We start from the raw sequence: 24,672 nt of genomic DNA, 5'->3' as shown, positions 1-24,672 counted from the left end.
TCGCGTGCGGCGGCCTCGCTCATCGGGGCATGCCCCCTCAGGTCGTTGAAGGGGAAACATGCCCAGTTTTCTCAGCTCTTGCACGTCACCTCTTGTACGTCCGTTCGACGCGCCGCCTCACATCAGCAGCGAGGTGATCAGCGCGATCAACTCCTCTCTGTGCGGGTTGAGATAGAAGTGGTTCCCCTCGAAGGCCCGGACGTCCAGCCCCTCAGTCGTGACGTCCGCCCATGCCGAGAGGTCCTCGATCGTGCAAGCGGGATCGCGGTCGCCGCCGCAGGCCGTGACCGGAACTCCCAGTCGGTGCAGACGAGCCGGGCGGTACTTCCCCAGCAGCCCGAAGTCCGCGCGCAGGGCCGGCATGATCACCGGCCGCAGCGCGGGGTGTTCGTAGACGGCGGCGCCCTCGGGGTCCAGTCGCCGGACGTGATCCAGGATCTCGGTGTCGGTCTGGGGCGGGCGCGGCGCCTGCTCCTGCGGGACGAGGGGCCGGGTGCGGCCCGACACGATCAGGCGGGCCAGGGTGCGGCCGGGGACGTCCTCCAGGCGGCGGGCCACCTCGTACGCCACCGACGAACCCATGCTGTGGCCGAAGAAGGCCAGCGGCAGGTCGTCCGCCACCTCGTGCAGCAGGGCTGTGGTGATCGCGTCCGCCAGCTCCTCCATCGTGGTCGCGCACGGGTCGGACAAGCGGTCCTGGCGGCCGGGGTACTGCACCGACACGACCTCGATCTCCGGTGGCGTCAGCGTGGCCCAGTCGCGGAAGAAGCCCGCCGCGCCGCCCGCATGGGGAAAGCACACCAGGCGGATCTTCGCGCCGGGCGCGCTCACCCCCCTGAGCCATCGGGTTCGGCTGTCCGGGAGCGGGACGGTCATGACTCCGCCTCGAACTCGGCGAGGAGGGCGTCGAGGGCACCGTCGGCGTCGCCGTTCTGCTTCATCTCGATGATGCGGTTCGTCATGTCCTTCAGTGTGATCGGTTCGAGGAACAGCTGGATCGGTACGTCGATGCCCAGCTCGTCGCGGAGCCTTCCGGCGAGGTGGACGGCCGTCAGCGAGTCGCCGCCCGCCTCGAAGTAGGTCTGCCGCAGATCGGCGACGCCGTTGAGATCCAGCGCCTCGATCACCAACTCGGCCACTGTTGCTTCGAGTTCGCTCTCCGGCGACGGTGCCGGTGCGGGCAGGTCGGGCGCCTCGGCCGTCCCTTCCGCCGCCGCGGGCGGCCGCCTCAGCGTCAGTGAGCCGTGGCTGTCACCCGCGAACGGGTATGTCGGGAGCGACACCCGCCGTACGTCACCGTCGGGGGCCGGCCAGGTCACCTCCTCGCCGCTGAGCCATGCCTCGCCCCGGGGGTCGGTCGTGGTGTCCCGGTGGCCTCCGGCCAGCGCCGTGAGCTTGTCGGCGGCCTCCCGGGCCTCGGCGGCCACGACATAGCCGCGTACGGGCATCGCGACCCGGCCCGTGCGGAGGGTGTGGGCGACATCGGCCAGGGGCGGGGCGTCCGCGTCGCGCAGTCGACTCGCCAACCGACCTGCGAGAGCGGCGAGTTGGGGTTCGGTGCGGGCCGACAGCGGCAGGACCAGCGGGTGCGAGGCCGTGTCCGGTCGGGCCGGCCGCTCCACCCCCTCCTGCACCACCACGTGCACATTCGTGCCGCCGATCCCGACCGACGTCACGCCCGCCAGCCGGGGCAGGCCCGCCCTGTCCGGCCACTCCTGCGCCTCCGTCACCAGCCGCAGCGGCGAGTCCCGGAGGGCGGTGACCGGGCTGGTGACGTCCACCGTCGGGGCCAGCGTGGCGTTCTCCAGCATCAGGATCGTCTTGATCAGTGCCGCCGCCCCGGCCGCCGCGTCCGCATGCCCGATGTTCGACTTCACCGAGCCGATGCCGACCCCGCCATACGTGCCGGTGCTGTCACCGCCCGCGAAGGCCGCGCTCGCCGCCTCCAGTTCGATCCGGTCCCCCAGCTCCGTCCCGGTCCCGTGCGCCTCCACGTACTGTGCCGCCGACGGCTCCAGCCCCGCCGCAGCCCACGCCTCCGTGATCGCGGCCGTCTGCTGGTCCACCCCAGGAGCGGTGAACCCGACCTTGCCGGAACCGTCGTTGGTGACCGCCGTGCCCCGGATCACCGCGCGCACCGGGTCACCGTCGGCCAGCGCGTCCTCCAGCCGGCGCAGCACCAGCACGCCCACCCCGCTGCCCGGCACCGTGCCGGCCGCCTTCTCGTCGAAGGGGCGGCAGCGGCCGTCGGGGGAGAAGATCCCGCCCTGGTAGTGGACGTAGCCCTGCTTGCGCACACTGCCGATGGCCACGCCGCCCGCGAGCGCGGTGTCGCACTCGCCGAGGAGGAGGGCCTGCACGGCGAGATGGACCGCCGTGAGCGAGGTCGAACAGGCCGTCTGAACCGTCATGCTCGGGCCGTCCAGACCCAGGCGGTACGAGATCCACGGTGCCAGGAACTCGCGGTCGGTGAGGATACGGACCTGAAGGGCGCCGATCGACGCCGCGAGCGCCGCGTCCGTGCCGGCGGCCAGGGCGTGTTCGGTCGGGCTGCCCCCCATGTACACGCCGGTGCGGGAGGGGGCGTTCAGCGGGGCGTGGCCCGCGTCCTCCAGGGCGGACCAGGCGGTCTCCAGCAGCACCCGGTGCTGCGGATCCAGGGCCGCAGCCTCCGTGCGGCTGAAGCCGAAGAGCTCCGCCTCGAAGCGGTCCGCGTCCGCGAGCCGGCCCTGCGCGGCCACGTACGCGGGATTGCGCACCTCCGCCGCGTCCGCGCCGTCGGCGAGCAACTCCTTCTCGGTGAAGGTGGACAGGGAGCAGACGCCGTCGCGCAGGTTGGCCCAGTAGGACTCCAGGTCCGGCGCGCCGGGGAAGCGGCCGCTCATGCCGATGACGGCCACCGCGGATTCGAGATCCTGCATCGGGACTTCCTCGGTCGTCATCGTGTCGTGCCCTTCCTGGAACGGATCTTCTGCAGGGCCGCCCGGCGGTCGCTGCCGCGCCGGGCGGCCTCCTCGCGGGGTGCGGTGTTCTCGGCCGTACTGTCGAGGTGGGCCGCCACGGCAGCCACCGTCGGATGCCGGAAGAGGTCGACCAGAGTGAGGTCCCGGTGCTCCGGGAGCGCCTGGAGCGCCGCGAGCACCGCCAGCAGCCGTACCGAATTGCCGCCGAGGTCGAAGAAGTTGTCCTGCACGCCGACCCGGTCGAGGGTCAGCACCTGCTGCCAGACCTCGGCCACGCGCTGTTCGGTCACGGTGCCCGGAGCGGTGTACGACTCGCTCAACGCCGGCCGTGACGAGGGGGGTTCGGGGAGCCGGGACCGGTCGATCTTTCCGGAGCGGTTCAGCGGCAGCTCCGGCAGGCGTACGAAGGCATCCGGCACCATGTAGCCGGGGAGCCGTTCCGCCAAGTGGGCACGCAGCACCGCGTCCGGCATCTCCGCGGTGGTGACCACGTACGCCACCAGCCGCTGCCCGGCACCCTCCCCGCGCACCGCGGCCGCGGCCACCGTGACGTCGGCATGCCCTGCCAGGAGGGCCTCGATCTCGCCCAGTTCGATCCGGTAGCCGCGCAGCTTCACCTGGGAGTCCCCGCGGCCGAGGTAGTGCAGCACGTCGTGCGCGTCGACACGGCACAGGTCCCCGGTGCGGTACATCCGGCTGCCGGGCGGGCCGTACGGGTCGGCGACGAACCGTTCGGCGGTCATGCCGGGCCGGCCGATGTAGCCACGGGCCAGCGTGGCGCCGGCGACGTAGAGCTCGCCGGTCACGCCGACCGGGACCGGGCGCAGCCGGCGGTCCAGGACGTAGGCGCGGGAGCCGGGCACGGCGTGACCGATCACCACCGGCTCGCCCGGATGCAGATCGGCCGTGGTGGAGTACACCGTGGCCTCGCTGGGGCCGTACGCGTTGACGATCCGGCGGCCCTCCTCGCCGAGCCGCTCCACCAGCTCCGCCGGGCACGCCTCGCCGCCGACCGCGAGCGTGCGCAGCTCGGGCAGGGCGCCCGGAGCGGCTCGGGGCAGGGTCATCGCGGCGGACGGCGGCAGGAAGACGTACGTGATGCGGGAGTCCCTGAGCCGTGCCTGAAGTGCTTCGCCGAGTCGCTCGTCCTCCTGCGCGATGTGCAGTTCCGCGCCCGCGACCCAGGGGAAGAACAGGTCGGACACGGCCACGTCGAAGCCGAACGACACGAACTGCAGGACGCGGTCCTGTGCGGTCACCGGGAACACGGGGCGCACGTTCATCGCGAGGTTCAGCAGCGATCGGTGTTCGACGGCGACGCCCTTCGGGACGCCGGTGGAGCCGGAGGTGTAGAGGACGTAGGCGAGGTCGCCGGGGGCGCACGTCACAGGGGTGAACGCGGGTGCCGCCTCCGTGGCCTCGTCCACGCGCAGCTCCGGGACGTCCGTCGCCGTCAGGCTCGTGGTCTCCTCGGCCGTCAGCAGCAGGGACGTGCCCGAGTTGGTGACCATGTAGGCGAGGCGGGCCGCGGGGTGCGCCGGGTCCAGCGGTACGTACGCGCAGCCCGCGCGCAGCACCGCGAGGGCGGCGATGCCCATGTCGGCGCCGCGGGGGAGTAGCAGGCCGACCCGGTCTCCGCGTTGAGCTCCGCGCGCCAGGAGCCGGGATGCGAGGGTGTCGGCGCGGTCCAGGAGTTCGCGGTACGTCAGGCGGAGGGTGCCGCAGACGAGGGCGGTGGCCTCCGGGCGTTCGCAGGCTCGGTCCGCCACGAGGTCGGGCACCAAGCGCGCTCCGGCGGGTGCCGCGTTGTGTTGTCCGGCGGCTGCGGGTGCGTTGTGGCTGGTCGCGCCCGCGCGGCGGTAGCCGCACATCGATGACAGCCCCGCGCCCCTGAAGGGCGTTGCGGTGCGCGGCGTGAGCAGCGCGGCCCGCTCGTCCTCCGGAAGCATGTCGATCATCGACAGTGGGGCGTCCGGCGCGTCCAGCAAGCGCCCCAGCAGCGTCTCGAAGCACCGTACCCACCGTCGTACCGTCTCCGCCTCGAACAGTGCGCTGCGGTGGATGAGATACGCGGCGAGATCCTCGCCCCAGCGCTCCACCTGGAGGTGGAAGTCGAACTTCGCGGTGTCCAGGCCGACATGGACGCGCTCGGTCTCGGCGCCGGCCAGGCGCAGCGTCAGTTCGGTGTCGTCGTCGTAGCCGAAGACCACCTGGACGACCGGGTCGTGGCTGATCTCGCGGGCGGGGGCGACCGCGTTCACGACGGCCTCGAAGGGGGCGTCCTGGTACGGCTGGGAGTCCAGCAGGGCGGCGCGCAGGCGGTCGATCAGGTCGTGGTACGACGGGTCGCCGGACAGGTCGATCCGCAGGGCCAGGGTGTTGGTCAGCATGCCGACCAGGTCCTGGAGTTCCGGGCGGTCCCGGCCGGAGACGGGGAAGCCGATCACCAGGTCCTCGGAGCCCGACAGACGGCTCACGAACGCGGCGTACGCGGCGAAGACCGCCATGAACGGCGTACCACCGCGCGCCCGTGCCGTCTCGGCGATCCGCTCGCGGACCCCCGCCGGCAGCGTGAACCGTTCGGTGCCGCCCGCCGCCGAACGGACCGCACCGCGCGGCCGGTCCAAGGGCAGCGGGACCGTCTCGGCGGCGCCCCGCAGCCGCTCGGCCCAGTACGCGACGGAGCCGGCGTACTCGCCGCCCGCCTGCCGCTCGCGCTGCCAGGAAGCGAAGTCCGGGAACTGGAGGGCGAGTTCGGGCAGGGTGTGGGCCAGCCCCTTGGTCTCGTCCTCGTAGCCGGCCGACAGCTCCCGCAGCAGTACGCCCAGCGACCAGCCGTCGCAGACCAGATGGTGGGCGACGAGCAGGATGCGGTGGCTGCCGTCGGCCACGGCGTACAACGTGCAGCGCAGCAGCGGGCCGGCCGTCACGTCGAAGGGGCGGGCGGCCTCCGCGCGCATCCGGTCGTCCACCTCGGCCACGGGGACATCGCGCTCCACGCGCGGCTCGGCCCTCCCGGCCGCCGACACGATCTGCACCGGCACTCCGCCGGTGCCGGTGCGGAACACCGTGCGCAGCGACTCGTGCCGGACGACGAGCGCGTCGAGGGCACGGCCGAAGGCGGCCATGTCGAAGGGCCCGCGCACGGCGAAGGCGGCGGGCACGTGGTAGGTCGCGCTGCCCGGGTCCATGTGGTCCAGGACGAGCAGCCGGGCCTGCGCGTCCGAGGTCGGGAACTCGTACTCCTCAGAGGTCCCGGTACCGATGTCGTCAGCGTCCATCTGCCTGTGCTCCGTCCCCCGTGCGGTTCCTTGCCAGTACGTTCTCCACGGCCGTGGCGATCTCGCCGACCGGCCCCGCCGTGAGCACATCGCTGTGCTCACAGTCCAGTTCGTGTACGTCCACCCCAGCCGAGCAGGCCTGCCACGCCGCGTACTTCTCCTCGGTCGTGGCCTCCGCCGAGCGGGTGGCCGAGAAGAGGGTCACGCGGCCGTCGTACGGCGACGGCTGCCAGGCGCGGGCCAGCTCGATGAACCGCTCCATGGCGGCCACCAGGGTGTCGAGGCGCCGTTCGTCCAGGTCGGCGAGCAGGGCGCTGTGCGCGTGGACGCGTGCGACGACCTCGGCCCGCTCCAGCGGTCCCGGCCCGGCCGCGACCCCGGGCAGCGCGTTGCGCAGCAGGCTGCCCAGCGCGGCCTGCTGAACGATCGCCGGGTCCAGCGGTACGCGTGCCACCTCGGGCGGCTTCGGCATCGCGTCCAGCACGGCGACGAGCTCGACCTCCTCGCCGGCCGCGCGCAGCCGCACCGCCAGCTCATGGGCGACGGGCCCGCCGAAGGACCGGCCGAGCAGCAGATACGGCCCGTGCGGTCGCACCGCCCTGATGCGCGACAGGTAGTTCTCGGCCAACTCGGACATCGTCGTCGGCAGTTGCTCGCCGTGCAGCACCGGCGTCTGCAACGCGTGCACCGGCCGCCCGGGCGCGAGGTGCGGCAGCAGCGCCGCGTACGCCCAGCCGAGCCCCAGCCCCGGGTGCAGACAGAACAGCGGGGGCAGGTCTCCCTCGCGGCGCAGGGTGAGCAGCGGGGCGTAGGCGTCCTCGTCGTCCCGGTCCTGCGCCTGCCCTGTCGCCAGGCGGGCGGCGAGTGCGGCGGGTGTGGGTGCCTCGAACAGCACGGCCGGTGGCACCCGGGTGCCCAGCTCCGCCTGGATCCGCGCGGTCAGGCGCAGGGCCAGCAGCGAGTGGCCGCCGTGCGCGAAGAAGTCGGCGTCGGGGCCGAGCCCGTCGACGCCCAGCACCTGCGCGAACAGCGCGCACAACCGCTGCTCGCGCCCCGGCCGGGCGATCCGCATCCCACTGTCCCGACGGCCGCCCTCCGGCTCGGGCTCGGGCAGCGCGGCCCGGTCCACCTTGCCGTGCGCGGTCAGGGGTACGGCGTCCAGGCGGGCCCACGCCGACGGCAGCAGATGCGCGGGCAGCGTGCGCGCCGCGTGCTCCCGTACGAGATCCAGGTCGCCGCCCACGACGTACGCGACCAGCCTCTTGCCGCCGTCCGGCCCGGGCCGCGCGGCGACCACGGCCCGCTCCACGCCCGGGCAGGCGGCAAGGGCGGCCTCCACCTCGCCGGGTTCGATCCGGAAGCCGCGCACCTTGACCTGGTCGTCGCCGCGGCCCATGAACTCCAGGTCACCGCCCGGGAGCCGGCGCACCAGATCGCCCGTGCGGTACATCCGGGCGCCGGGCGGGCCGTACGGGTCGGCGACGAAGCGCTCGGCGGTCCGGCCGGGGCGGTTCAGGTATCCATGGGCGAGCCCGGTGCCGGCGACGTACAGTTCGCCGACCGCTCCCACCGGTACCGGGCGCAGGAGGCGGTCCAGGGCGTGGGCGCGGGTGTTGTCGAGGGGCCGGCCGATCGGCACGGCCGCGCCGACGTCACCGGTCACGCCGTGGGCCGTGGCGAACACCGTGGTCTCGGTGGGGCCGTAGCCGTTGACGACCCGAGTGCCCGGGCAGAGCTCGCGCACCCGGCGCACCGCCTCGGGCGCGAGGACGTCCCCGCCCGCCCACACCTCCCGCACACTGCCGAGCACCTCGGGCGCGATCTCGGCGACGGTGCGCAGGAGTTCGGCGGTGAGCCACACGGCCGTGACGCGCGCTTCGGGCAGCAGCCTCTTGAGTACGTCGGGGGTGACCGGGCCGGACGGGGCGACCACCACGGTGCCGCCGTTCAGCAGGGGCACCCACGTCTCGTAGGTCGCGGCGTCGAAGGTGTGCGGGCTGTGCAGGAGCACACGCTCGTGAGCGCCGTCCGTGAAGCGGGAGTCGGCGGCGAGTTCGACGACGGCTCGGTGCGGGGTGACGATGCCCTTCGGTTCGCCCGTCGAGCCGGAGGTGTACATCACACAGGCCGGAGATTCCGGGTGTACGGGCGTCGTCGGCGGGTGCGCGGTGGCATCGGGTTCGCCAAGGTCCAACACCCGTACGCCATCCGGCAGGTTCACCTCGGTCGCCACCATCGCCACGCGTGCCCCCGCCGCCTCCACGAGCGCCGCCAACCGCCCCGCCGGAGTCCCCGGATCCAGCGGCAGACAGCACGCTCCCGCCTTCAGCACCGCCAGTTGCGCGACGACCATGGACACGGACCGGGCCAGCGGCAGCGCCACCGTGTCGCCGGACCGTACCCCCGCCTCCCGGAGCCGGCCCGTCAGCGCGTCGGACGCCGTGTCGAGACCGCCGTACGTCAGCACCTCGCCGTCGGACTCGACGGCGGGCGCGTCGGGCGTACGGGCCACCTGCTCGGCGAAGCGCCCGGGGATGCTCAGTGTCGCGGGCACCGTACGCACCGGCCCGTCGGAGAGGGCGAGCAGCTGCCGACGCTCCTGCGGCGGGAGGACGTCGAGCCGGTCGGCCGGCGTCCCGTGAGCGGAGGCCAGCGCCTCCAGGGCGTGCGCCAGGCGGGCGCCGATCGTGGGCGCCGGGATGCCCCGGCGGCAGCTGACCCGCAGCAGCATCCGTTCGCCGGCGACGACGGCGATGGTCACCGGGTAGTGCGTCGCGTCCCGTGTCTCGACCAGCTCGACGGCCGGGGCGGGCCCTTCGGTGCGCGGGAAGTTCTCGAACGCCAGTACCGTGTCGAAGAGTTCGCCCGCCCCGGCCGCCCGCTGCACCTCCGAGAGCCGTACGTGGTGATACGGCGCCAGCCGCAACTGCTCGTCCTGGACGCGGGCCAGCAGCTCGTCGACGTCCTCGCCGGGGCGCAGCCCGATCCGCACGGGCAGGGTGTTGATGAACAGCCCCACCATCCGCTCGACACCGGGCAGATCGTGCGGCCGACCGGAGACGACCGCGCCGAACACCAGGTCCTCGGCGCCGGTCATCCGGGCCAGCACCAGGGCCCAGGCGGTCTGCGCGACGGTGTTGACGGTGACGCCGGCGTCCGCGGCACGCCGGGTGACGGCCGCCGTCAGCTCGGGTGTCAGCTCGATGTCGACCGTCTCCTCGGGGCCGTCGGGTCCCTGCGGCGACAGCAGCGCCGGTCGCGTGAGCCCGCCCAGCGCCTCGCGCCAGGCCGCCTCCGCGCGGATCTGGTCCTGACCGTTCAGCCAGACCAGGTACTGCTTGAAGGGGGCGGCGGGTGAGAGCGCCCCGGTACCCGCCGCCAGCGCCTGCAGATCCTGCGCGAGCAACGGCAGCGACCAGCCGTCCAGCAGGATGTGGTGGAAGGTCAGCAGCAGATCGGCACCCTCGTCGTGCCGCACCAGGGTGGCCCGTACCAACGGCGGCCGGGCCGGATCGAAGCGGCGGCGCCGGTCCTCGGCCATGAGACGGGCAAGCTCCGCCTCCGTCTCGTCCGGTGTGCGCCCGGTGCGGTCGGTCTCCGTCCAGGGCAGCTTCACCGCACGCGGGATCACCTGTACCGGCCGGTCGACGTGCTCGTGCCTGAAGCACGCCCGCAGATTCGGGTACCGCTCCAGCAGCCCGGCCACCCCGGCCCGCACCGCCTCGGCCGTCACACCGGGGGCGATCCGGAACCGGGCCTGCACCAGATACGGGTCGGGGCCCTCCGGATCACGCAGAGCATGGAAGAGCAGCCCCTCCTGAGCGGGGGAAAGCGGCAGCACGTCCGCGATACGGCCGCCCATCAGTCGTCCCCCTCGCTGTCCTCGTCGGCCGGCTCGAATTCCAAGTCATCCTCCAGCAGAGCGAGTTGACCGGAAGACAGGTCGACGAGCGGGAAGTCGGAGCTGGTGTGGCCGCCCGTGCCGTCCCGGCGGGTGTGCTCGACCAGCACCTCGATGGCCTCGCACCACAGCCGGGCCAGCTCCAGGACCTCGTCCTCGCCGAGTTCGCCGCGCGCGTACGAGAACCCGGCGCTCAGACACAGCCGCCCGGCGCCCTGCTCCAGGACCAGCGCGTCCACTTCCACCGCGTGCCCGAGCGGCAGCGCCTCCGCGGCCATGCCGAGCAGCTCGCCGTCGGCCGTGTCGCTGCCGGAGAACCGGCCCAGGTAGTTGAAGCGCAGGTCGGGGACGGGCAGGGCGGCCAGCTTCGGGGCCGTGTCCGGGTTGAGGTGGCGCAGCAGACCCCAGCCGAGGCCACCCGAGGGGACCGCGCGCACCTGCTCCTTGATCTGCTTGAGCGCCTCTCCGGCCGCGTCCTGCGCGGGCTGCCAGAAGTCCGGGCCGAGCGCGGTCCCCGCGTCCACCCGGACCGGGTACTGGGTGGTGAACCAGCCGACCGTACGAGAGATGTCGGCCGGCGTGGAGAGCCCCTCGCGGCCGTGGCCCTCCAGGTGGACCAGCAGGCCGGAGCCCTCGCCCCGTCGCCGCACCGCGGCCGCGGCCAGCGCCGTCAGCAGTACGGCGTCCGGGCCGCAGTGGAAGGCCGCGGTCACCTCGGACAGGGCCGCCTCGGTGACCTCGGGTGTCAGCTCGACGGTGAGCACGGCACGGCGTGCGCCGACACCCCGCCCGCCCGCGATCCGCGCGTCCGGGCCGGTCAGCATCCGCTCCCACCAGGCGCACTCCACGTCGGCAAGCTCGGGCCGCACCGCCTCCTGCGCCAGCAGCCGTGCCCAGCGCGCGAAGGAGGTACCCGTGCTCCGAGGCAGCGGCTCCCCGGCCAGCCCGGCGGCCAGTTCGGGACCCAGCAGCCGCCAGGACACCCCGTCCACCGCCAGATGGTGCACGGTCAGAAGGAGCAGGCCCGACTGCCCGGCTGCTGGGGCGTCCAGCCAGGTCGCTCGCAGCATCTCGCCCTTCTCCGGGTCGAGCCGTACCGACGCCGCCAACTCCTCGGCCCGTTCCCGCGGATCGGCTCCGACGGGCACCTCGACACGGTCGACGGCCACCCCGGGAACGTCCTCGGGAACCTCCAACTCCCCGTCCACGAGCCGCATCCGCAGCACACCGTGCCGCTCGACCAGCCCGCGCACCGCCGCCTCGACCCGCTCCGGGGTCACGTCCCGCGGCACCGGGAACACCATCGACTGCGTGAACGCCGCCGCGTCCCCGCCGCCCTGCTCACGCCACCAGCGCATGACCGGCGTGAGCGGGAAGCGCCCGGTACCGGAATCCGGTCCCGATTCCGTGCTGCGGTCCGTCACCGCCCGCGCCGTCAGTGCGAGTGCGGCAGGCGTACGGGCCGTGAAGACCTCACGCGGGGTGATGCCGAGCCCCGCCCCCGAAGCGCGCCCCGCAAGCTGGATCGCCATGATGCTGTCGCCGCCGAGCCGGAAGAAGTCGTCGTCGGCACCGACCCGTTCGACGCCGAGCACCTCCTCGAACAGGGCGCACAGGGTGACTTCGCGGACCCCCTCCGGCGCCCGACCGGCACCGCCGGGACGCGTCCCCGGCACGGGCAGCGCCGCCCGGTCCAGCTTGCCGTTGGGTGCCAGCGGCAGCGCCTGAAGCACCACCACGTCGGCCGGCACCATGGCGGCGGGCAACCGCCCGGCGGCGTACGCCAGCAGCGCGTCCGGCGCGGGTTCGGTGCCGGACGCGCCGACGACGTACGCGACGAGCCGCGGCCTGCCCGGCCGGTCCTCGCGTACGACCGCCACGGCCTGTTCCACCGAGGGGTGCCCGGTGACGACGGCCGCGATCTCGCCCGGTTCGATGCGCTGACCCCGGATCTTCACCTGGTCGTCGGACCGGCCCAGATACTCCAGCTGCCCGTCGTCGCGCCGCCGGGCCAGGTCCCCGGTGCGGTACATGCGCGCGCCGGGCGCCCCGTACGGGTCGGCGACGAACCGCTCGGCGGTCGCCCCCGGCCGGCCCAGATAGCCGTACGCCACCCCCGGACCCGCCAGATACAGCTCGCCGCTCACGCCGGGCGGCACCGGCCGCAGCCGCCCGTCGAGCACGTACGCCCGCGTGCCCGGCAGCGGGGCGCCGATGGGCGGGGCCGTGCCGTCACCGGTCAGCGGGCCGGAGACGGTGGCGGCGACGGTGAACTCGGTGGGCCCGTACGCGTTGTGGAACCGGCGTCCGCCGACCGCCCAGCGGGCCACCAGCTCCGGCGGGCACGCCTCCGCGCCCGCGGCCAGCGACCGCAGCCGCGGGTACTCCCCGGCGGGGACCGTCGCCAGCACCGAGGGCGGCAGCATCGCGGCGCTGATCCGCAGCCCGGTCAGCACATCGGCCAGCCCCTGCCCGGCGAGCGGCCCCTCGGGCGGCACGACCAGCGTCCCGCCCGAGCCGAATGCCATGCACATCTCGGCCACGGAGATGTCGAACGCGGGCGACCCGAGCTGCAGGACCCTGCTTTCCGGGGTCAGCGCCATGCCGTCCACGAGCCCCTGAGCGAGGGCGGCCACACCGGTGTGCGGAACGAGGACGCCCTTGGGACGGCCGGTGGATCCGGAGGTGTGTATGACGTAGGCCGGTTCGAACGCCCCCCAGGGGCGCGGGGCTGTCAACGATTGGCGGCTACCGCCGCGTGGGCGCGACCAGCCACGATGGCGCGGCAGACGGTCAACAGACTGTCCTGGCAATTCCAGCGAATCGCTCAACGCCAAGGTCGGCACATCCGTGTCGACCGGCACCCCCCGCTCACCCACGACCAACAACACCGGCGCCGCATCCCCCAGCGCCAGCGAAACCCGCTCCGCCGGATACTCGGGGTCGATCGGCAGATACGCCGCCCCGGCCCGCTGCACCGCCAGCAACGCAGGAACCATCGCCGAGGTGCGCCCCAGCGCGAGAGCCACGACCTCCCCCGGCCCCGCACCGTGCTCGGCGAACACCGCGGCCAACCGGTCAACCCGGTCGACGAGTTCGGCGTAGGTCAGCGCCAGCGATGCGGCCTCCAGCGCGGGCGCGTCGGGAGTGCGGGCCGCCTGCCGGGCCACCAGGTCGGGGAGGGCCAGCGGCTCGGGGGCGGGGGCGCCGGATGCCAGGCCCGCGAGCCTGCGCCGGTCGGCCTCCGGCACCAGGCCGACCTCGGCGAGCGGCACCTCGGGGTCGGCGGTGAAGCGGCGCAGCAGCTCCAGGTAGGCGTCCGTCCAGTGCCGTACGGTGTCGGCGCCGAAGAGGGCCGTACGGATCTCGAAACTGCCGTCCATCGCCCCGTCGTCGGCGTCACGGACGATGCCCACGAGGTCGTGCTCGCCGCCGGTGTGGATCCGCTCGGGCTCGCTGAACTCCCGCAGCGCGGCGACGCTGCGCTGCTGGGTGAGGTGCATGAACACCCACTGGAACAGCGGGGAGCGCCCGGCGCTGCGGTCGGGGGCGACCGTCGACACGATCCGGCCCACGGGCACGTCGGCGTTGGCCATCAGCTCGGGGAAGTCGGTGGCGAACCGGGACAGCACGTCGGCGAAGGAGTCCCCGGGCCGGATCCGCCAGCGGGTCGGGATGGCGTTCATGACGTAGCCGATGACCCGCTCCAGGCCCTTGGCGGCCCGGTTGGCGGTCGGGGTGCCGAGCACCATGTCGTCGGCGCCGGTGAGGCGGTGCGCGAGGACCGCGAAGGCCGCCATCAGGACGACGTAGACGGAGGCCCCCCGCTCCCGGGCCAGGGCCCGGATCGCCCGGGCGGTCGGGGCGTCGACGCGGAAGGGGATCTGCGCGATCTCGTCGCCGGTGTCGTTACGGCTGCCCGGCACGGTGAGCGGGCCCGGCGGCTCCGCCAGGTAGCGGCGCCAGAAGTCCAGCCGCTCCGCGAAGACGCCGGCCTCCTCCAACTCGCCCTGCCAGGAGGCGAAGTCGGCGTACTGGATGAGCGGACGGGACGTGGTCATACCGCTTCCGCTGCCGGTGGTGTGGTGGGCTTCGGCGAACTCGGCCTGGAGCACGTCGAAGGACCACCAGTCGGCGATGACGTGGTGCAGGCCCAGCATCAGCGTGGTCCGCCGCTCGTCGACGGTGACGAGGCGGGCCCGCATCAGCGGTCCGCCGGCCAGGTCGAAGGAGCGGCGCCGGAAGGTCTCGAAGGCCTCCCCGATGGTGGTGCCGGTGCCGCGCAGGTCCTCCCGCTCCAGGACGAAACGGTCCTCGGGCGGGAAGGTGACGTACAGGGCGCCCGGCTCGCCGCCGATGCGCGCCCGCAGGATGTCGTGCTGGGACCGGACCAGGGTGAGCGCGGACTCCAGCCGGTCCGGGTCGACTGGCGCGGCCGTCTCGTCGGTCCTGTCGAAGTGGTAGGCGCTGCACAGGTTGAGCGCCGGAGTGCCGGGATACAGCGACTCGTACACCCACAGGTCCTCCTGCGCGGGGCTGAGCCGCACCGGACCGTCCCCGTCCCGGCGTGGCACGACCGCCGGGATCAGCCCCAGCTGCCCGGACTCCACGAGCCGGCGCATCAGCCGGACGCGCTGCTCACCGCTGAGCGCGCCGAACCGCTCGGCCATCGAGGCACCGGTCGCCCTGGCCGCCCCCGTTGTTTCCGTCACGCCACGTCCTCCCGGAGCCTTGCGGAATCCTCTGTCACGCCACGTCCTCCCGGAGTTCGGCCAGCCGGTGCAGCCCGGCCAGCACCTCGTCGCGGCCGAGGCCGAAGTCCACGAAGCAGGCGACCTCGTCGCAGCCCAGCTCGCGCAGATCGGCGAGCATCTTCCGGCAGGTCCCGGCGGAGCCGAGCAGGCTGCCCCAGGTCAGGTAGCGGTGGAAGGCGAACTCGGCGAGCAGCGCCGTCTGTTCCTCGGTGAGCTCCGCCGTCGCCTTGTCGGCCGTGCGGTTGGCGGTCGTCTGCCGGACGTACGACTGGAGATACCGCTTCAGCGGTACGGCGGCCAGCCGCTGCGCCTCCTCGTCGTCCGCGCCGACGAACGTGTGCGCCATCAGCGTCACCCGGCCGTGCGCGTCGGTGCCGCCCTGGTCGGGGGCGGCGGCGCAGGCCGCGCGATAGCGGGCGATCTTCTCGGCCAGCTCGTCCCGGCTCTGCCCGACGGTCGCCCCGAGCACCCCGGTGCGCAGGCTTCCTGCGGCTTCCCAGGTCGCGGGGTTGCCGGAGCTGGTCAGCCACAGGGGCAAGGTCTCCTGCACGGGGCGGGGCTGCGGCAGGACGGCGACCGACGTGCCGGTGCCGTCGGTGAACTCGGCAGCCTCGCCCGCCCACAGCCGCCGCAGCAGCGGGATGTCCCGGAGGGTCTGCTCGCGCCGGCCTTCGTAGTTGTCCGGGGCCAGCACGAAGTCGGTCGAGTGCCAGCCCGTGGCCGCGGACAGCCCGATCCGGCCGTGCGAGAGGTTGTCGACGACGGCCCAGTCCTCCGCGATCCGCAGCGGATGGTGCAGCGGCAGGATCACGCTGCCCGCCCGGATGTTGATCCGCTCGGTGGCCACCGCGAGCGCCGCGCTGAGCACCGGCGGACTGGGAAAGACCTGGCCCACCTGCTGGAAGTGCCGCTCGGGCGTCCAGATCGCGTGGAAGCCGAGCCGGTCCGCGGTGCGGGCGACCGTGAGGATGTCGTCGTAGGCCTCACTGTGCCGCGGCGCGCCGCCGGCCGGGCCGTCGGCGGGAGCGTCGGCGGGTGTGTCGGCCCCGAAGAACATCACGCTCAGGTCCATGGCACCTCCTTCTGACTCGGGTCGTCGGTACGGCCTGTACCGGGGACGTCGGTACGGCTGCCGCGGCCCGGCTGCCGGGGAACGCGCGGTCGGCGCGGGATGGGCGCCGGGGCGGCGGGTGCCTCGGCCGGTGCCCGCTCCAGCTCGGCGGCGAGGGCGGCGACTGTGGGCGAGGTGAACAGCTGGCCGACCGTCACCGTGCGCCCGGCGCCCGTGAGGCGGGCCGCGACCCGGACCGCACGCAGGGAGTTGCCGCCGAGGCGGAAGAAGTCGTCATGCGGACCGATGCGCTCGACTCCGAGGACGTCGGACCAGACGGCGGCGATCTCCCGGTGCAGGGCGGATTCCGTCGGGGCGCCTGCAGTCGGTGCGGGGGCGAGGACCGCGTCCCGCTCCGCGTCCGCCCGCCGGGGAGGCTCCGGCAGCCCGAGCCGGGACAGCGGTACGTCCGGCTCGGCGGCCCCCGCGCGCAGCGCCTCGACGACCGCGTCCGCCAGCCACTCGACGAACTCCCGCTCCAGACACGAGGTCCGGTACTCGAAGACCAGCGTCATGCCGTCCGGCGCGCCCGACGGACCGTGGTCGTCGGTGACGTCGACCAGCAGCTCGAACCGAGCGGTGCCGGTGCGCAGCGGTTCCACGCCGGACTCGGCGCCGGGCAGGTCCACCTCGGCCCGGGCGTTGTTCTGCAACGCCAGCACGACCTCCGTGAAGGGCTGCCGCCCCGGGGGCCGTACGGGGTTGAGCGCTCCCACGATCTCCTCGAACGGCACGTCCTGGTGGGCGAAGGCGTCCAGCGCCGTCTCCCGGGTACGCGCGAGCAGTTGCCGGGCCGTGGGGTCGCCGGCGGCGTCGTTGCGCAGCACCAGCATGTTGACGAAGAACCCGACCACGTCATCGACCGTGCCGTCGTGGCCCCGCCCGGCGACCGGCGAGCCGACCGCCAGATCCTCGCCGGCCCCCGCACGCATCAGCACGGCGGCGAGCGCGGCATGCAACGCCATGAACAGCGTGGCGCCCTCCGCCCGGGCCCCCTCCACGATCCGCGCGTGCACGTCCGCGTCCAGCCGCCGTACGACGACGGCGGCTTCCCGACCCGGCACGGCGGGCCTTCCAGGGCGCCGCGGGAGCAGGGGGCCACCGGTCGGAAGTCCGGCCAAGGCCTTGCGCCAGAAGGTGAGTTGAGTCGAGGCGAGGGATCCCGGATCGTCCGCCGAGCCCAGCCGCCCCTGCTGACGGCGGGCGAAGACGGCGTACGGCACCGGTAGCGGAGCGAGCTCCGGCACGGACCCGGAGACCCGGGCGGCGTAGGCGCGCGACAGGTCCCGGAAGAGCGGCGGCAGCGACCAGCCGTCACCCGCGATGTGGTGCAGCACCAGCAGCAGCGCGTGCTCGCCCGGCCGGTCCTGAATCCCGAACAGCACGGCGTGCAGGGGCAGTTCGGCGGCGAGGTCGAAGCGGTGCCGGGCGGCCTCGGTGACGGACTTGTCCAACTCGCCGGATGTCACATCGACCTGCCGGAGCCGAGGCAGGGCTTCGGCACCGGCCCGTACCCGCTGCCACGGCGCACCGTCGCGCTCCTCGAAGACCGTACGCAGCGCCGTCTGCCGGGCGGCCACATCCCCGAGGGCGGCTCGAAGAGCCTCCGGGTCGACCTTGCCCCGCAGCCGCACCAGTACCGGAAGCGTGTAGGCCTCACCCGCGTCGGCCTGGTCGAGGAACCACAGGCGGCGCTGGGCGTACGACAGGGGCAGCGCCTGCCCCTCCGGGGCAACCGCGGGCTCCTCGCCCCTGCCTGCCTCCTCCTCGCCGGCCTTCTCCACATACGGCACCAGCCCCGTCGGCGTCCGGCACTCGAACAGCGTCCGTACGCCGACCTGGGCGCCCAGCGTCAGCTGCATCCGCCCCAGCAGCCGCGCCACCATCAACGAGTTGCCGCCGAGCGCGAAGAAGTCGTCCTCGGGGCCGACCGACGCCACCCCCAGCACCTCGGAGAACAGCCCGCACAGCGCTTCCTCGACCGGGCCGGACGGCTGTCGTGCCGACGCCGACGCGAGGGATCCGGTGATCGGGCCGGGCTCCGGCAGGGCGGCGCGGTCCAGCTTGCCGTTGGGGGTCAGGGGCAGGGCGTCGAGGAGCACGAAAGCGGCCGGGACCAGATAGTCGGCCAGCACGCGCGTCGCGTGGTCCCGCAGTTCCTCTGCCGACAGCTGTTGCCGATGTCCTTCACGCGGGACGACGTACGCGATCAGCCGCATGTCACCCGTGGCGTCGGGACGGGCGACCACGGCGGCCCGGACGACGCCCGGATGGCCGGCCAGCACCGTCTCCACCTCGCCGGGCTCCACCCGGAACCCGCGGATCTTCACCTGCGCGTCGGCCCGCCCCAGGTACTCCAGCACCCCGTCCGCCCGGCGCCGCACCAGGTCACCGGTGCGGTACATCCGGCCACCGGCGGGCCCGTACGGGTCGGCCACGAACCGCTCGGCGGTCAGTTCGGAACGGCCGCGGTAGCCGAGGGCGACGCCCGCCCCGGCGGCGTACAGCTCGCCCGTCCCACCGTCCGCGACGGGCCGCAGCCGCTCGTCGAGCACCCGGAGCCGTTTGCCGGCCAGCGGGCGGCCGATCGGCACCGGGCTGCCGTCCCGTACCTCCTCGGCGGTGACCGGATGGACGGTCAGGAAAACCATGCCCTCGACCGGGCCGTAGCCGTTGCTCAGCCGCAGCGCGGGGTGGCGCTCCAGGGCGCGGGCCGCGTGCGCGGGCGACAACGGCTCGCCTCCGACGATCAGTTCGCGTACGCCGGCGAGGGCCCGCGGGTACTCGTCGACGATCACGTGGAAGAGGGAGGCGGACAGGTACAGGGAGGTGACGGCGTGCCTCTCGACCAGGCCGGCCGTCACCACCGGGTCGGGGCGCTGCCCCGGGTGGAGCACGCACAGGCCGCCGTTCAGCAGCGGACCCCACAGCTCCATCGCGAACGCGTCCCAGGACACGGGGGAACACTGCAGCCACACCGCGCCGGGCCCGAACGACGCGAAGTCCTGCCCGGTCAGCGTCCCGGTGACCGCGGCGTGGGAGGCGACGATGCCCTTCGGACGGCCGGTGGAGCCGGAGGTGAACATCACGCAGGCCGGGTCCTGCGGCCGTACCTCCACGGTGCCGCGCCGGAGCGGCTCGGCCTGTTCGGCGTCCTCCACGGCCACCGACTCGACCGTGGACAAGGGCTGTTGGGAACCGCGCCGGGACACGACCACAGCGACGCCCGCGTCGGCCGCCATGCCGCGCAGCCGTTCCGCCGGGAAGTCCGGGTCGAGCATCGCGTATCCGGCACCGGCCTTGAGCGTGCCGAGCAGTGCCACCACCATCTCGGCGGACCGCTCCAGATATACGCCCACCAGGGCACCCGGCCGTACGCCGTGCCGCCGCAGCAGCCCTGCCAACCGGTCGGCCCGCGCGTCGAGTTCGCCGTAGCTCAGCCGCTCGTCGCCGGACACCAGCGCGGTCGCCGTCGGTGTCCGCCGGGCCCGTTCCTCGAAGAGTTCATGCACGCCGTGCAACGCCCCCGTTGCCTCCGTCTCAGGCATCGGAGGCCGTGCGGGTGGGACATATGTCCGTCCAGCGGTCCTCGACGAAGGCGAGGCAGTCCGCGCGGCTGCTCGCGGTCAGAGCCACGTCCCACCCGTCCGGCACGGTGATCCCGTCGGGCCAGAGCGAGAACTGCCCCTCGGCGTTGGTGAGTACGAGGTAGGTGGCGTTCTCGTCCTCGAACGGATTGGTGGTCATGGTCAGCCCTCCACGAGTGTTTTGTCCCCGGGGTGGTCGGGGTGGTCGGGGTGGTCGGGGTTCTCCGGGCCCTCGGGGTCGCCGGGGCGTCCGGAGCTGTGGGTGGCATCGATGTCGGTGGTGCCGACGCCGGTGGTGTCGACATCGGTGGTGTCGATGTCTGCGGTGCCGGGGGAGTCGTCGGTGACATCGGGCAGCAGCGTGTCGATCTCCCGCACCGTGCGCCGCGTCATGCTCAGCACCCCGACGGCGATGCCGCACAGGCCGGCGATGAGCAGCATCGCGGCCATGCCGCTGCCCGGCCCGTCGCCCACGAGCGGTCCCAGCACCACGAAGATTCCGGTGCCTTCCGCGGCCTGCGGTTCGAAGACCTCGTCGGCGAGCGGACCGGAGACGGCGGTCGCCAGCGGGACGGAGATCTGCGACAGGAAGATCACGGCACCGAAGACCCGGCCGTGCCACTCCTGGGGGACCTTGGTCTGCACGATCGCCTGCATCACGCCGTTGATCATCGGCATCAGCGCCGCGCCCACGAGAATGGCCGCGCACCAGCCGACCACGCCCCCCACAAGTGCCATCGCCACCTGGGCGGACAGGCACATCCCGATGATCCCGAGCAGCATGCCCCGGGCCCGGTTCTTCGGCCCGCTCCACGCCGCCATCAGCAGCCCGCCCGCGACCCCGCCGACGCCGATCGCGGTGTTGACGCTCGCCAACGCCGCGGTCTCACCGCCGGACCGGGCCAGAACCATGGGCTGTACGGCGGCGAAGCCGAAGACCATGACCAGGTTGACCACGCAGAAGGCCAGCATCAGATCGCGCAGGCTCGGATACCGGAAGAGGAACCGCATCCCCTCCATGGCCTCCGCGGTGAGCTTCTTGCGCGGCCCGCCCGCCGGTTTGCTCGCGGGACCGGTGTCCCCTCGCATCCGTACGACCCGGATGGCCACCAGCGCGAGAGCGAAGCTCACCAGGTCGGCGACGAGGATGAAACCGAGCCCGGAGAACGCCACCAGCAGCCCGCCCAGAGCGGGACCGCCGACGTCCGCCGTGCTCTTGGCGCTGGCCAGCAGACTGTTGGCCCGCTGGAGCTGGGCCTTGTCCACGAGCAGCGGCACCGAGGCGCCCAGCGCCGGGAACTGGAACGCGGCGGCCGAGCCGAGCAGCATGACGGCCGCGTAGACCTCCCAGGTGTGCAGCCCGCCGGTGAAGTGCAGGACGCCGAGCAGCGCCACGATCAACAGCCCGCCGCCGTCCGCGACCTGCAGCGCCGTACGTCGCTTGACCCGGTCGACGAAGGCCCCGGCGAGGGGCTCAGCAGTACCTGGGGGAGGAGGGCACACAGCGACAGCGTGGTCAGCGCCGTCGCGCGGCCGGTGGCCGACCAGGTCTCGAAGACGAAGGCGAAGCGCAGGACGGAATTACCGACCAGGGATACCGCCTGCCCGCTCCAGACGAGCATGAAGGGGCCCATGCCGCTGAACCGGCCCGGCTTTCCCCCGTCCTGCGCGGTGTCGTCGAGCGAGCGCGCCGAATCGGCCACGTGCGTACCCCCGTCGAGTGTGGCTTCCGACTGAGAACCCTAGTTCGAAGTGGCGCGCAGTACAGCCCTGATCATGAAAGGCGTCCGAGAAGCCCTCACGGATGCGGCTCCCCGGCCGTGAGGGTGTGCTCCGACTGGCATCGAACTGGCGTGCCTCGTATGCATCTACGAACCTTTGACGACACAACGACATCCGGGACGACAGGCCCTCTCTTCGGACAATTCCGCCGCCTCCCGGCCGGGTTGAGTTGCCTTTCCGTCCGCTGGTTCCGGCGGCATCCGCTCGCCCTCCGCTCGCCGAGGGGTCTTTTCTCCAGCGGTTGACCGATGGACTGGCCCCATCAACTGCCCCCTCCCTAGGATGTGTTGTCGGCGAGGTGATCTCCTCGGCCGGCCCTGTGACTGGGGGAAACGATGGAGCCTGGAAAGCAGCTGTCCACGTCGATCGATGCCACGATTCCGACGGCCGCGCGCATGTACGACTACTACCTCGGCGGCAAGGACAACTACGCCTCCGACCGAGCCGCCTGCGAGGAGCTGGACAAGGTCGTCCCCAGCACCCGCGCTCTCGCCCTGAACAATCGCCGCTTCCTGCAGCGCGTGGTCAGGGCGCTCGCCGAGGACCACGGCATCCGGCAGTTCCTCGACCACGGCTCAGGCCTGCCCACCCAGAACAACGTCCACCAGGTCGCGCAGTCCATCGACCCGTCCTCGCGCGTGGTCTATGTCGACAACGACCCGATGGTCCTGGTCCACGGCCGCGCCCTGCTGGACCAGAACGACAACACGGCCGTCATTCACGCCGACATGCGTGAGACCGACGCGATCTTCTCCCACCCCGACACCGAGCGCCTGATCGACTTCTCGCAGCCGGTGGCGGTGCTGTTCAACTCGGTCTTCCACTGCATCCCCGACAGCGACACCGACGGCCCCCTCGCCGTGGCCCGACGGGTGCGCGAGCACCTCGCACCCGGCAGCTTCATGCTCATGTGCCAGCTGGTCAGCGAGGACCCCAAGGTCCGTGAGTTCGTCACCGACTTCATGGACCAGGCGACCCAGGGGCACTGGGGCCGGGTACGCCAGGAGAAGGACGTCGCGGAGTACTTCGAGGGTCTGGAGATCCTCGACCCCGGCCTCGTGGAGGTCTCCACCTGGCGCCCCGACACCGAGGTGGCGCCGCGCCAACTCACCCAGGAGTGGATCGAGTTCGGCGGCGTGGGTCGACTGCCATAACGAGGCTTCTCCCCACGGGGCGCAGTGCCTCGGGGGACGTACTGCCTTACAGGGCGCAGCGCCCTACGGGGCGGGGGAATAACGGGCCGCCGTCTCGCGCAGCCGCTCCAGCGACTCGCGCGGGTTGAGGGCCTCGTCGCCGAGGCGGTCCAGGGCGATCCGGTACTCCTCCGTCTCGTCCTGGTCCTCCAGGAAGGCGGCGCTCTTGATGTGCTCCAGATAGACGATGTCGGCCAGATCGACGCCGCCGAAGCGCAGATAGGTGACGGGAATGGCCGGCGCGGACGCGTTGGTCACATCCAGGGGCACGATCTGCAGGGTCACATGGGGGAGCCGCGCCATCTCCTCCAGGTACTCGAGCTGCTCGCGCATCACCTCGCGGCTGCCCAGCATCCGCAGCAGCACCGACTCGTCGACGATCGCCCACAACTGAGGCGGGTCCGCGCGGTGCAGGAGCTGGCGCCGCCGCATCCGCAGCTCCACACGCCGCTCCACCTCACGGCCGGGCGCCGACGGCAGCCCGCGCTCCACCACGGCCCGTACGTACGCCTCGGTCTGCAACAGGCCGGGCACGTACTGGATCTCGAAGGTACGGATGGCCGTCGCGGCCTCCTGCAGCCCGACCAGCCGGTCGAACCACTCGGGCATCAGCCGCTTGTCATAGCGCTGCCACCACCCCGGCTCGCCGGCACGCTTCAGCAACTGCAGCAGCACCGAGGCCTCGTAGTCCTCGGCCCGGTACTCCTTCAGCAGCAGGCGGACATCGGCCTCCGTGGGCGGCCGACGCCCCTTGCCCGCCTCGATGCGCGACAGTTTCGCCGGACTGAAACCCACGGCACGCGCCGCCTGGTCCTGGGAGAGGCCCGCGTCCTCGCGGATACCCGCCAGCTGGACGCCGACCAGCATTTTCAGCAGGGTCGGCGCGGGTTCGGTCCGGCTCAGATAGGGCTCGAGGCGGGAGATGCGAGGTGACTCGGCGGACATCCTGACTCCCCGTAGACCGGCATACGACAGACCGCATTATCGCATCCCGCCGCCTCCTGCCGCCGGAACCGCAGCAATTAGAAGGCTCAACTTCCGCTTCCCAGCGGAGTTTCGCTTCCTGCCCGGCCCTCCGTTCAGGTCATGCGAGGTGGTCGAACTCTCCCTCCTTGGCGCCCGCCAGGAACGCGGTGATCTCGGCCGGCGTGTACACCAGGGCCGGCCCCTCGGGGTCGCGGGAGTTGCGCATCGCGATGCTGCCGTCGCCCAGGCTCGCCACCTCGACGCAGTTGCCCTCGGCATTGCTGTGCCGGCTCTTGATCCAGCGGACGCCCAACGAGCTTGCCCGTACGCCGTTCTGTGCTGTTGGCACTGCACTCTCCTTGCTCACGTTCGGCCACGCGCGCGCTCCGACGTCCCGCCGGGCCCGGACCGCACCACGTGCTCTGCGTCGACACCTTCGCGCAATTTCCCGTGAAATTGCACGGAGGCGCCGTTGGCGTGGATAATAGTCCGTGGCGTCAACGGCAGTGCGGACGCCCTGTCCTGACCGTGTATCAGGGAGACGTTGTGTCCTTACCTGCGTACGAAGGGCTCCAACTGCCCGGCAGAGCTGCGCCCCACGCGGGGCTGACGGCGCCGCCGGAAGCGCACCGCGCCACCTCGGGCCCCCGTCGGCTCACCAGCCCCGAGCCCCCGCGCACCTCGCCTCGTTCCGCCGCCCTGCGCCTGGTCGGTGCCGAACAGGGCTGCGGCCGAGCCCGCGACTTCGTCCGTCGCACGCTCGACGACTGGGCACTGGACCACTGCAGCGCCGACGCCCTCATGGTGGTCACCGAACTGCTGGCCAACGCCGTGCTGCACGCCGCATCGCCCGCGCCGGCCGACGTGGCCTCCTCGCGCCCCGAGGCCGAGATCTGGCTGAAGCTCAGCCTGCGGCGCCCGGCCCACCTCGTCTGTGCCGTCGCCGACCCGAGCGACAACCCCCCTGTCTACCCGCACACCGGCGACCTCTTCGACGAGCACGGCCGGGGGCTGCGCATCATCGACGCGCTGTCCGAGCACTGGGGCTGGACGCGACGCCAGCCGGCGGGCAAGACGGTCTGGGCCATGCTGCCGACGGCCAGGGAGGCCTGACCCGTCAGGGTCCCGCGGCAG

General features: G+C 72.9%; 14 protein-coding genes. 2 read left to right on the top strand and 12 right to left on the bottom strand.

What is annotated here, in order from left to right; genetic code table 11:
- Positions 1-117: 117 nt before the first annotated feature.
- Genes OHO27_RS13115 through OHO27_RS13070 form a run of 10 tightly spaced genes read right to left on the bottom strand, consistent with a single transcriptional unit; the run spans position 118 to position 21,300 of the window.
- Entirely contained in the window at positions 118-876 is a 759-nt protein-coding gene (locus tag OHO27_RS13115; protein WP_328423464.1) for a thioesterase II family protein, read from the bottom strand.
- Positions 873-2,942 (bottom strand): beta-ketoacyl synthase N-terminal-like domain-containing protein, encoded by a 2,070-nt coding sequence (locus tag OHO27_RS13110; protein WP_328423462.1) that lies wholly within the window; start codon positions 2,940-2,942, stop codon positions 873-875. Before OHO27_RS13110 ends, OHO27_RS13115 begins: the two co-directional genes overlap by 4 nt.
- Positions 2,939-6,244 (bottom strand): non-ribosomal peptide synthetase, encoded by a 3,306-nt coding sequence (locus tag OHO27_RS13105; protein WP_328423460.1) that lies wholly within the window; start codon positions 6,242-6,244, stop codon positions 2,939-2,941. The genes OHO27_RS13110 and OHO27_RS13105 overlap by 4 nt, the downstream gene beginning before the upstream one ends.
- Positions 6,234-10,106 (bottom strand): non-ribosomal peptide synthetase, encoded by a 3,873-nt coding sequence (locus tag OHO27_RS13100; protein WP_328423458.1) that lies wholly within the window; start codon positions 10,104-10,106, stop codon positions 6,234-6,236. The genes OHO27_RS13105 and OHO27_RS13100 overlap by 11 nt, the downstream gene beginning before the upstream one ends.
- Positions 10,106-14,857, bottom strand: a complete 4,752-nt coding sequence (locus OHO27_RS13095) for a non-ribosomal peptide synthetase (protein WP_328423456.1) — start codon at positions 14,855-14,857, stop codon at positions 10,106-10,108. The genes OHO27_RS13100 and OHO27_RS13095 overlap by 1 nt, the downstream gene beginning before the upstream one ends.
- 34 nt (positions 14,858-14,891) lie before the next feature.
- Complete coding sequence (locus OHO27_RS13090; RefSeq protein ID WP_328423454.1) at positions 14,892-15,971, bottom strand: MupA/Atu3671 family FMN-dependent luciferase-like monooxygenase; 1,080 nt, start codon at positions 15,969-15,971, stop codon at positions 14,892-14,894.
- Positions 15,962-19,558, bottom strand: a complete 3,597-nt coding sequence (locus tag OHO27_RS13085) for an amino acid adenylation domain-containing protein (protein WP_328423452.1) — start codon at positions 19,556-19,558, stop codon at positions 15,962-15,964. Before OHO27_RS13085 ends, OHO27_RS13090 begins: the two co-directional genes overlap by 10 nt.
- Positions 19,551-19,757, bottom strand: a complete 207-nt coding sequence (locus OHO27_RS13080; protein WP_328423450.1) for an MbtH family protein — start codon at positions 19,755-19,757, stop codon at positions 19,551-19,553. Before OHO27_RS13080 ends, OHO27_RS13085 begins: the two co-directional genes overlap by 8 nt.
- 2 nt (positions 19,758-19,759) lie before the next feature.
- A complete protein-coding gene (locus tag OHO27_RS13075; RefSeq protein ID WP_328423448.1) occupies positions 19,760-21,100 on the bottom strand; it encodes an MFS transporter in 1,341 nt (446 codons plus the stop codon).
- The gene (locus tag OHO27_RS13070) at positions 20,995-21,300 is read right to left on the bottom strand and encodes a hypothetical protein (protein ID WP_328423446.1); all 306 of its coding nucleotides are present in this window, start codon (positions 21,298-21,300) and stop codon (positions 20,995-20,997) included. Before OHO27_RS13070 ends, OHO27_RS13075 begins: the two co-directional genes overlap by 106 nt.
- A gap of 414 nt (positions 21,301-21,714) precedes the next feature.
- Between OHO27_RS13070 and OHO27_RS13065 the strand changes: the two genes are divergently transcribed.
- Positions 21,715-22,533: an SAM-dependent methyltransferase gene (locus tag OHO27_RS13065; protein WP_328423444.1), complete on the top strand. Its 819-nt coding sequence runs from the start codon at positions 21,715-21,717 to the stop codon at positions 22,531-22,533.
- A 63-nt stretch (positions 22,534-22,596) separates the two neighbouring features.
- Here the strand turns inward: OHO27_RS13065 and OHO27_RS13060 are convergent, their stop codons facing one another.
- Together OHO27_RS13060 and OHO27_RS13055 are read right to left on the bottom strand one after the other, a co-directional pair.
- On the bottom strand, positions 22,597-23,517 hold the full coding sequence (locus tag OHO27_RS13060) for a helix-turn-helix domain-containing protein (RefSeq protein WP_328423436.1): 921 nt from the start codon (positions 23,515-23,517) through the stop codon (positions 22,597-22,599).
- A gap of 139 nt (positions 23,518-23,656) precedes the next feature.
- A complete protein-coding gene (locus tag OHO27_RS13055; protein WP_328423434.1) occupies positions 23,657-23,887 on the bottom strand; it encodes a DUF397 domain-containing protein in 231 nt (76 codons plus the stop codon).
- A 197-nt stretch (positions 23,888-24,084) separates the two neighbouring features.
- On the opposite strand from OHO27_RS13055, the gene OHO27_RS13050 reads away from it, so the two are divergent.
- On the top strand, positions 24,085-24,651 hold the full coding sequence (locus OHO27_RS13050; protein ID WP_328423432.1) for an ATP-binding protein: 567 nt from the start codon (positions 24,085-24,087) through the stop codon (positions 24,649-24,651).
- Positions 24,652-24,672: the final 21 nt, after the last annotated feature.

It is taken from the genome of Streptomyces sp. NBC_00443 (genome assembly GCF_036014175.1).
Lineage (GTDB): Bacteria > Actinomycetota > Actinomycetes > Streptomycetales > Streptomycetaceae > Streptomyces.
The sequence above is the reverse complement of the archived record's forward strand: the minus strand, read 5'-3'. Positions and strand labels throughout refer to the sequence as shown.

Excerpts from the sequence above, each read along its gene's own strand:
- OHO27_RS13115 (WP_328423464.1), bottom strand. The coding sequence starts at position 876 with ATGACCGTCCCGCTCCCGGACAGCCGAACCCGATGGCTCAGGGGGGTG.
- OHO27_RS13110 (WP_328423462.1), bottom strand. The coding sequence starts at position 2,942 with ATGACGACCGAGGAAGTCCCGATGCAGGATCTCGAATCCGCGGTGGCC.
- OHO27_RS13105 (WP_328423460.1), bottom strand. The coding sequence starts at position 6,244 with ATGGACGCTGACGACATCGGTACCGGGACCTCTGAGGAGTACGAGTTC.
- OHO27_RS13100 (WP_328423458.1), bottom strand. The coding sequence starts at position 10,106 with ATGGGCGGCCGTATCGCGGACGTGCTGCCGCTTTCCCCCGCTCAGGAG.
- OHO27_RS13090 (WP_328423454.1), bottom strand. The coding sequence starts at position 15,971 with ATGGACCTGAGCGTGATGTTCTTCGGGGCCGACACACCCGCCGACGCT.
- OHO27_RS13085 (WP_328423452.1), bottom strand. The coding sequence starts at position 19,558 with ATGCCTGAGACGGAGGCAACGGGGGCGTTGCACGGCGTGCATGAACTC.
- OHO27_RS13080 (WP_328423450.1), bottom strand. The coding sequence starts at position 19,757 with ATGACCACCAATCCGTTCGAGGACGAGAACGCCACCTACCTCGTACTC.
- OHO27_RS13065 (WP_328423444.1), top strand. The coding sequence starts at position 21,715 with ATGGAGCCTGGAAAGCAGCTGTCCACGTCGATCGATGCCACGATTCCG.
- OHO27_RS13060 (WP_328423436.1), bottom strand. The coding sequence starts at position 23,517 with ATGTCCGCCGAGTCACCTCGCATCTCCCGCCTCGAGCCCTATCTGAGC.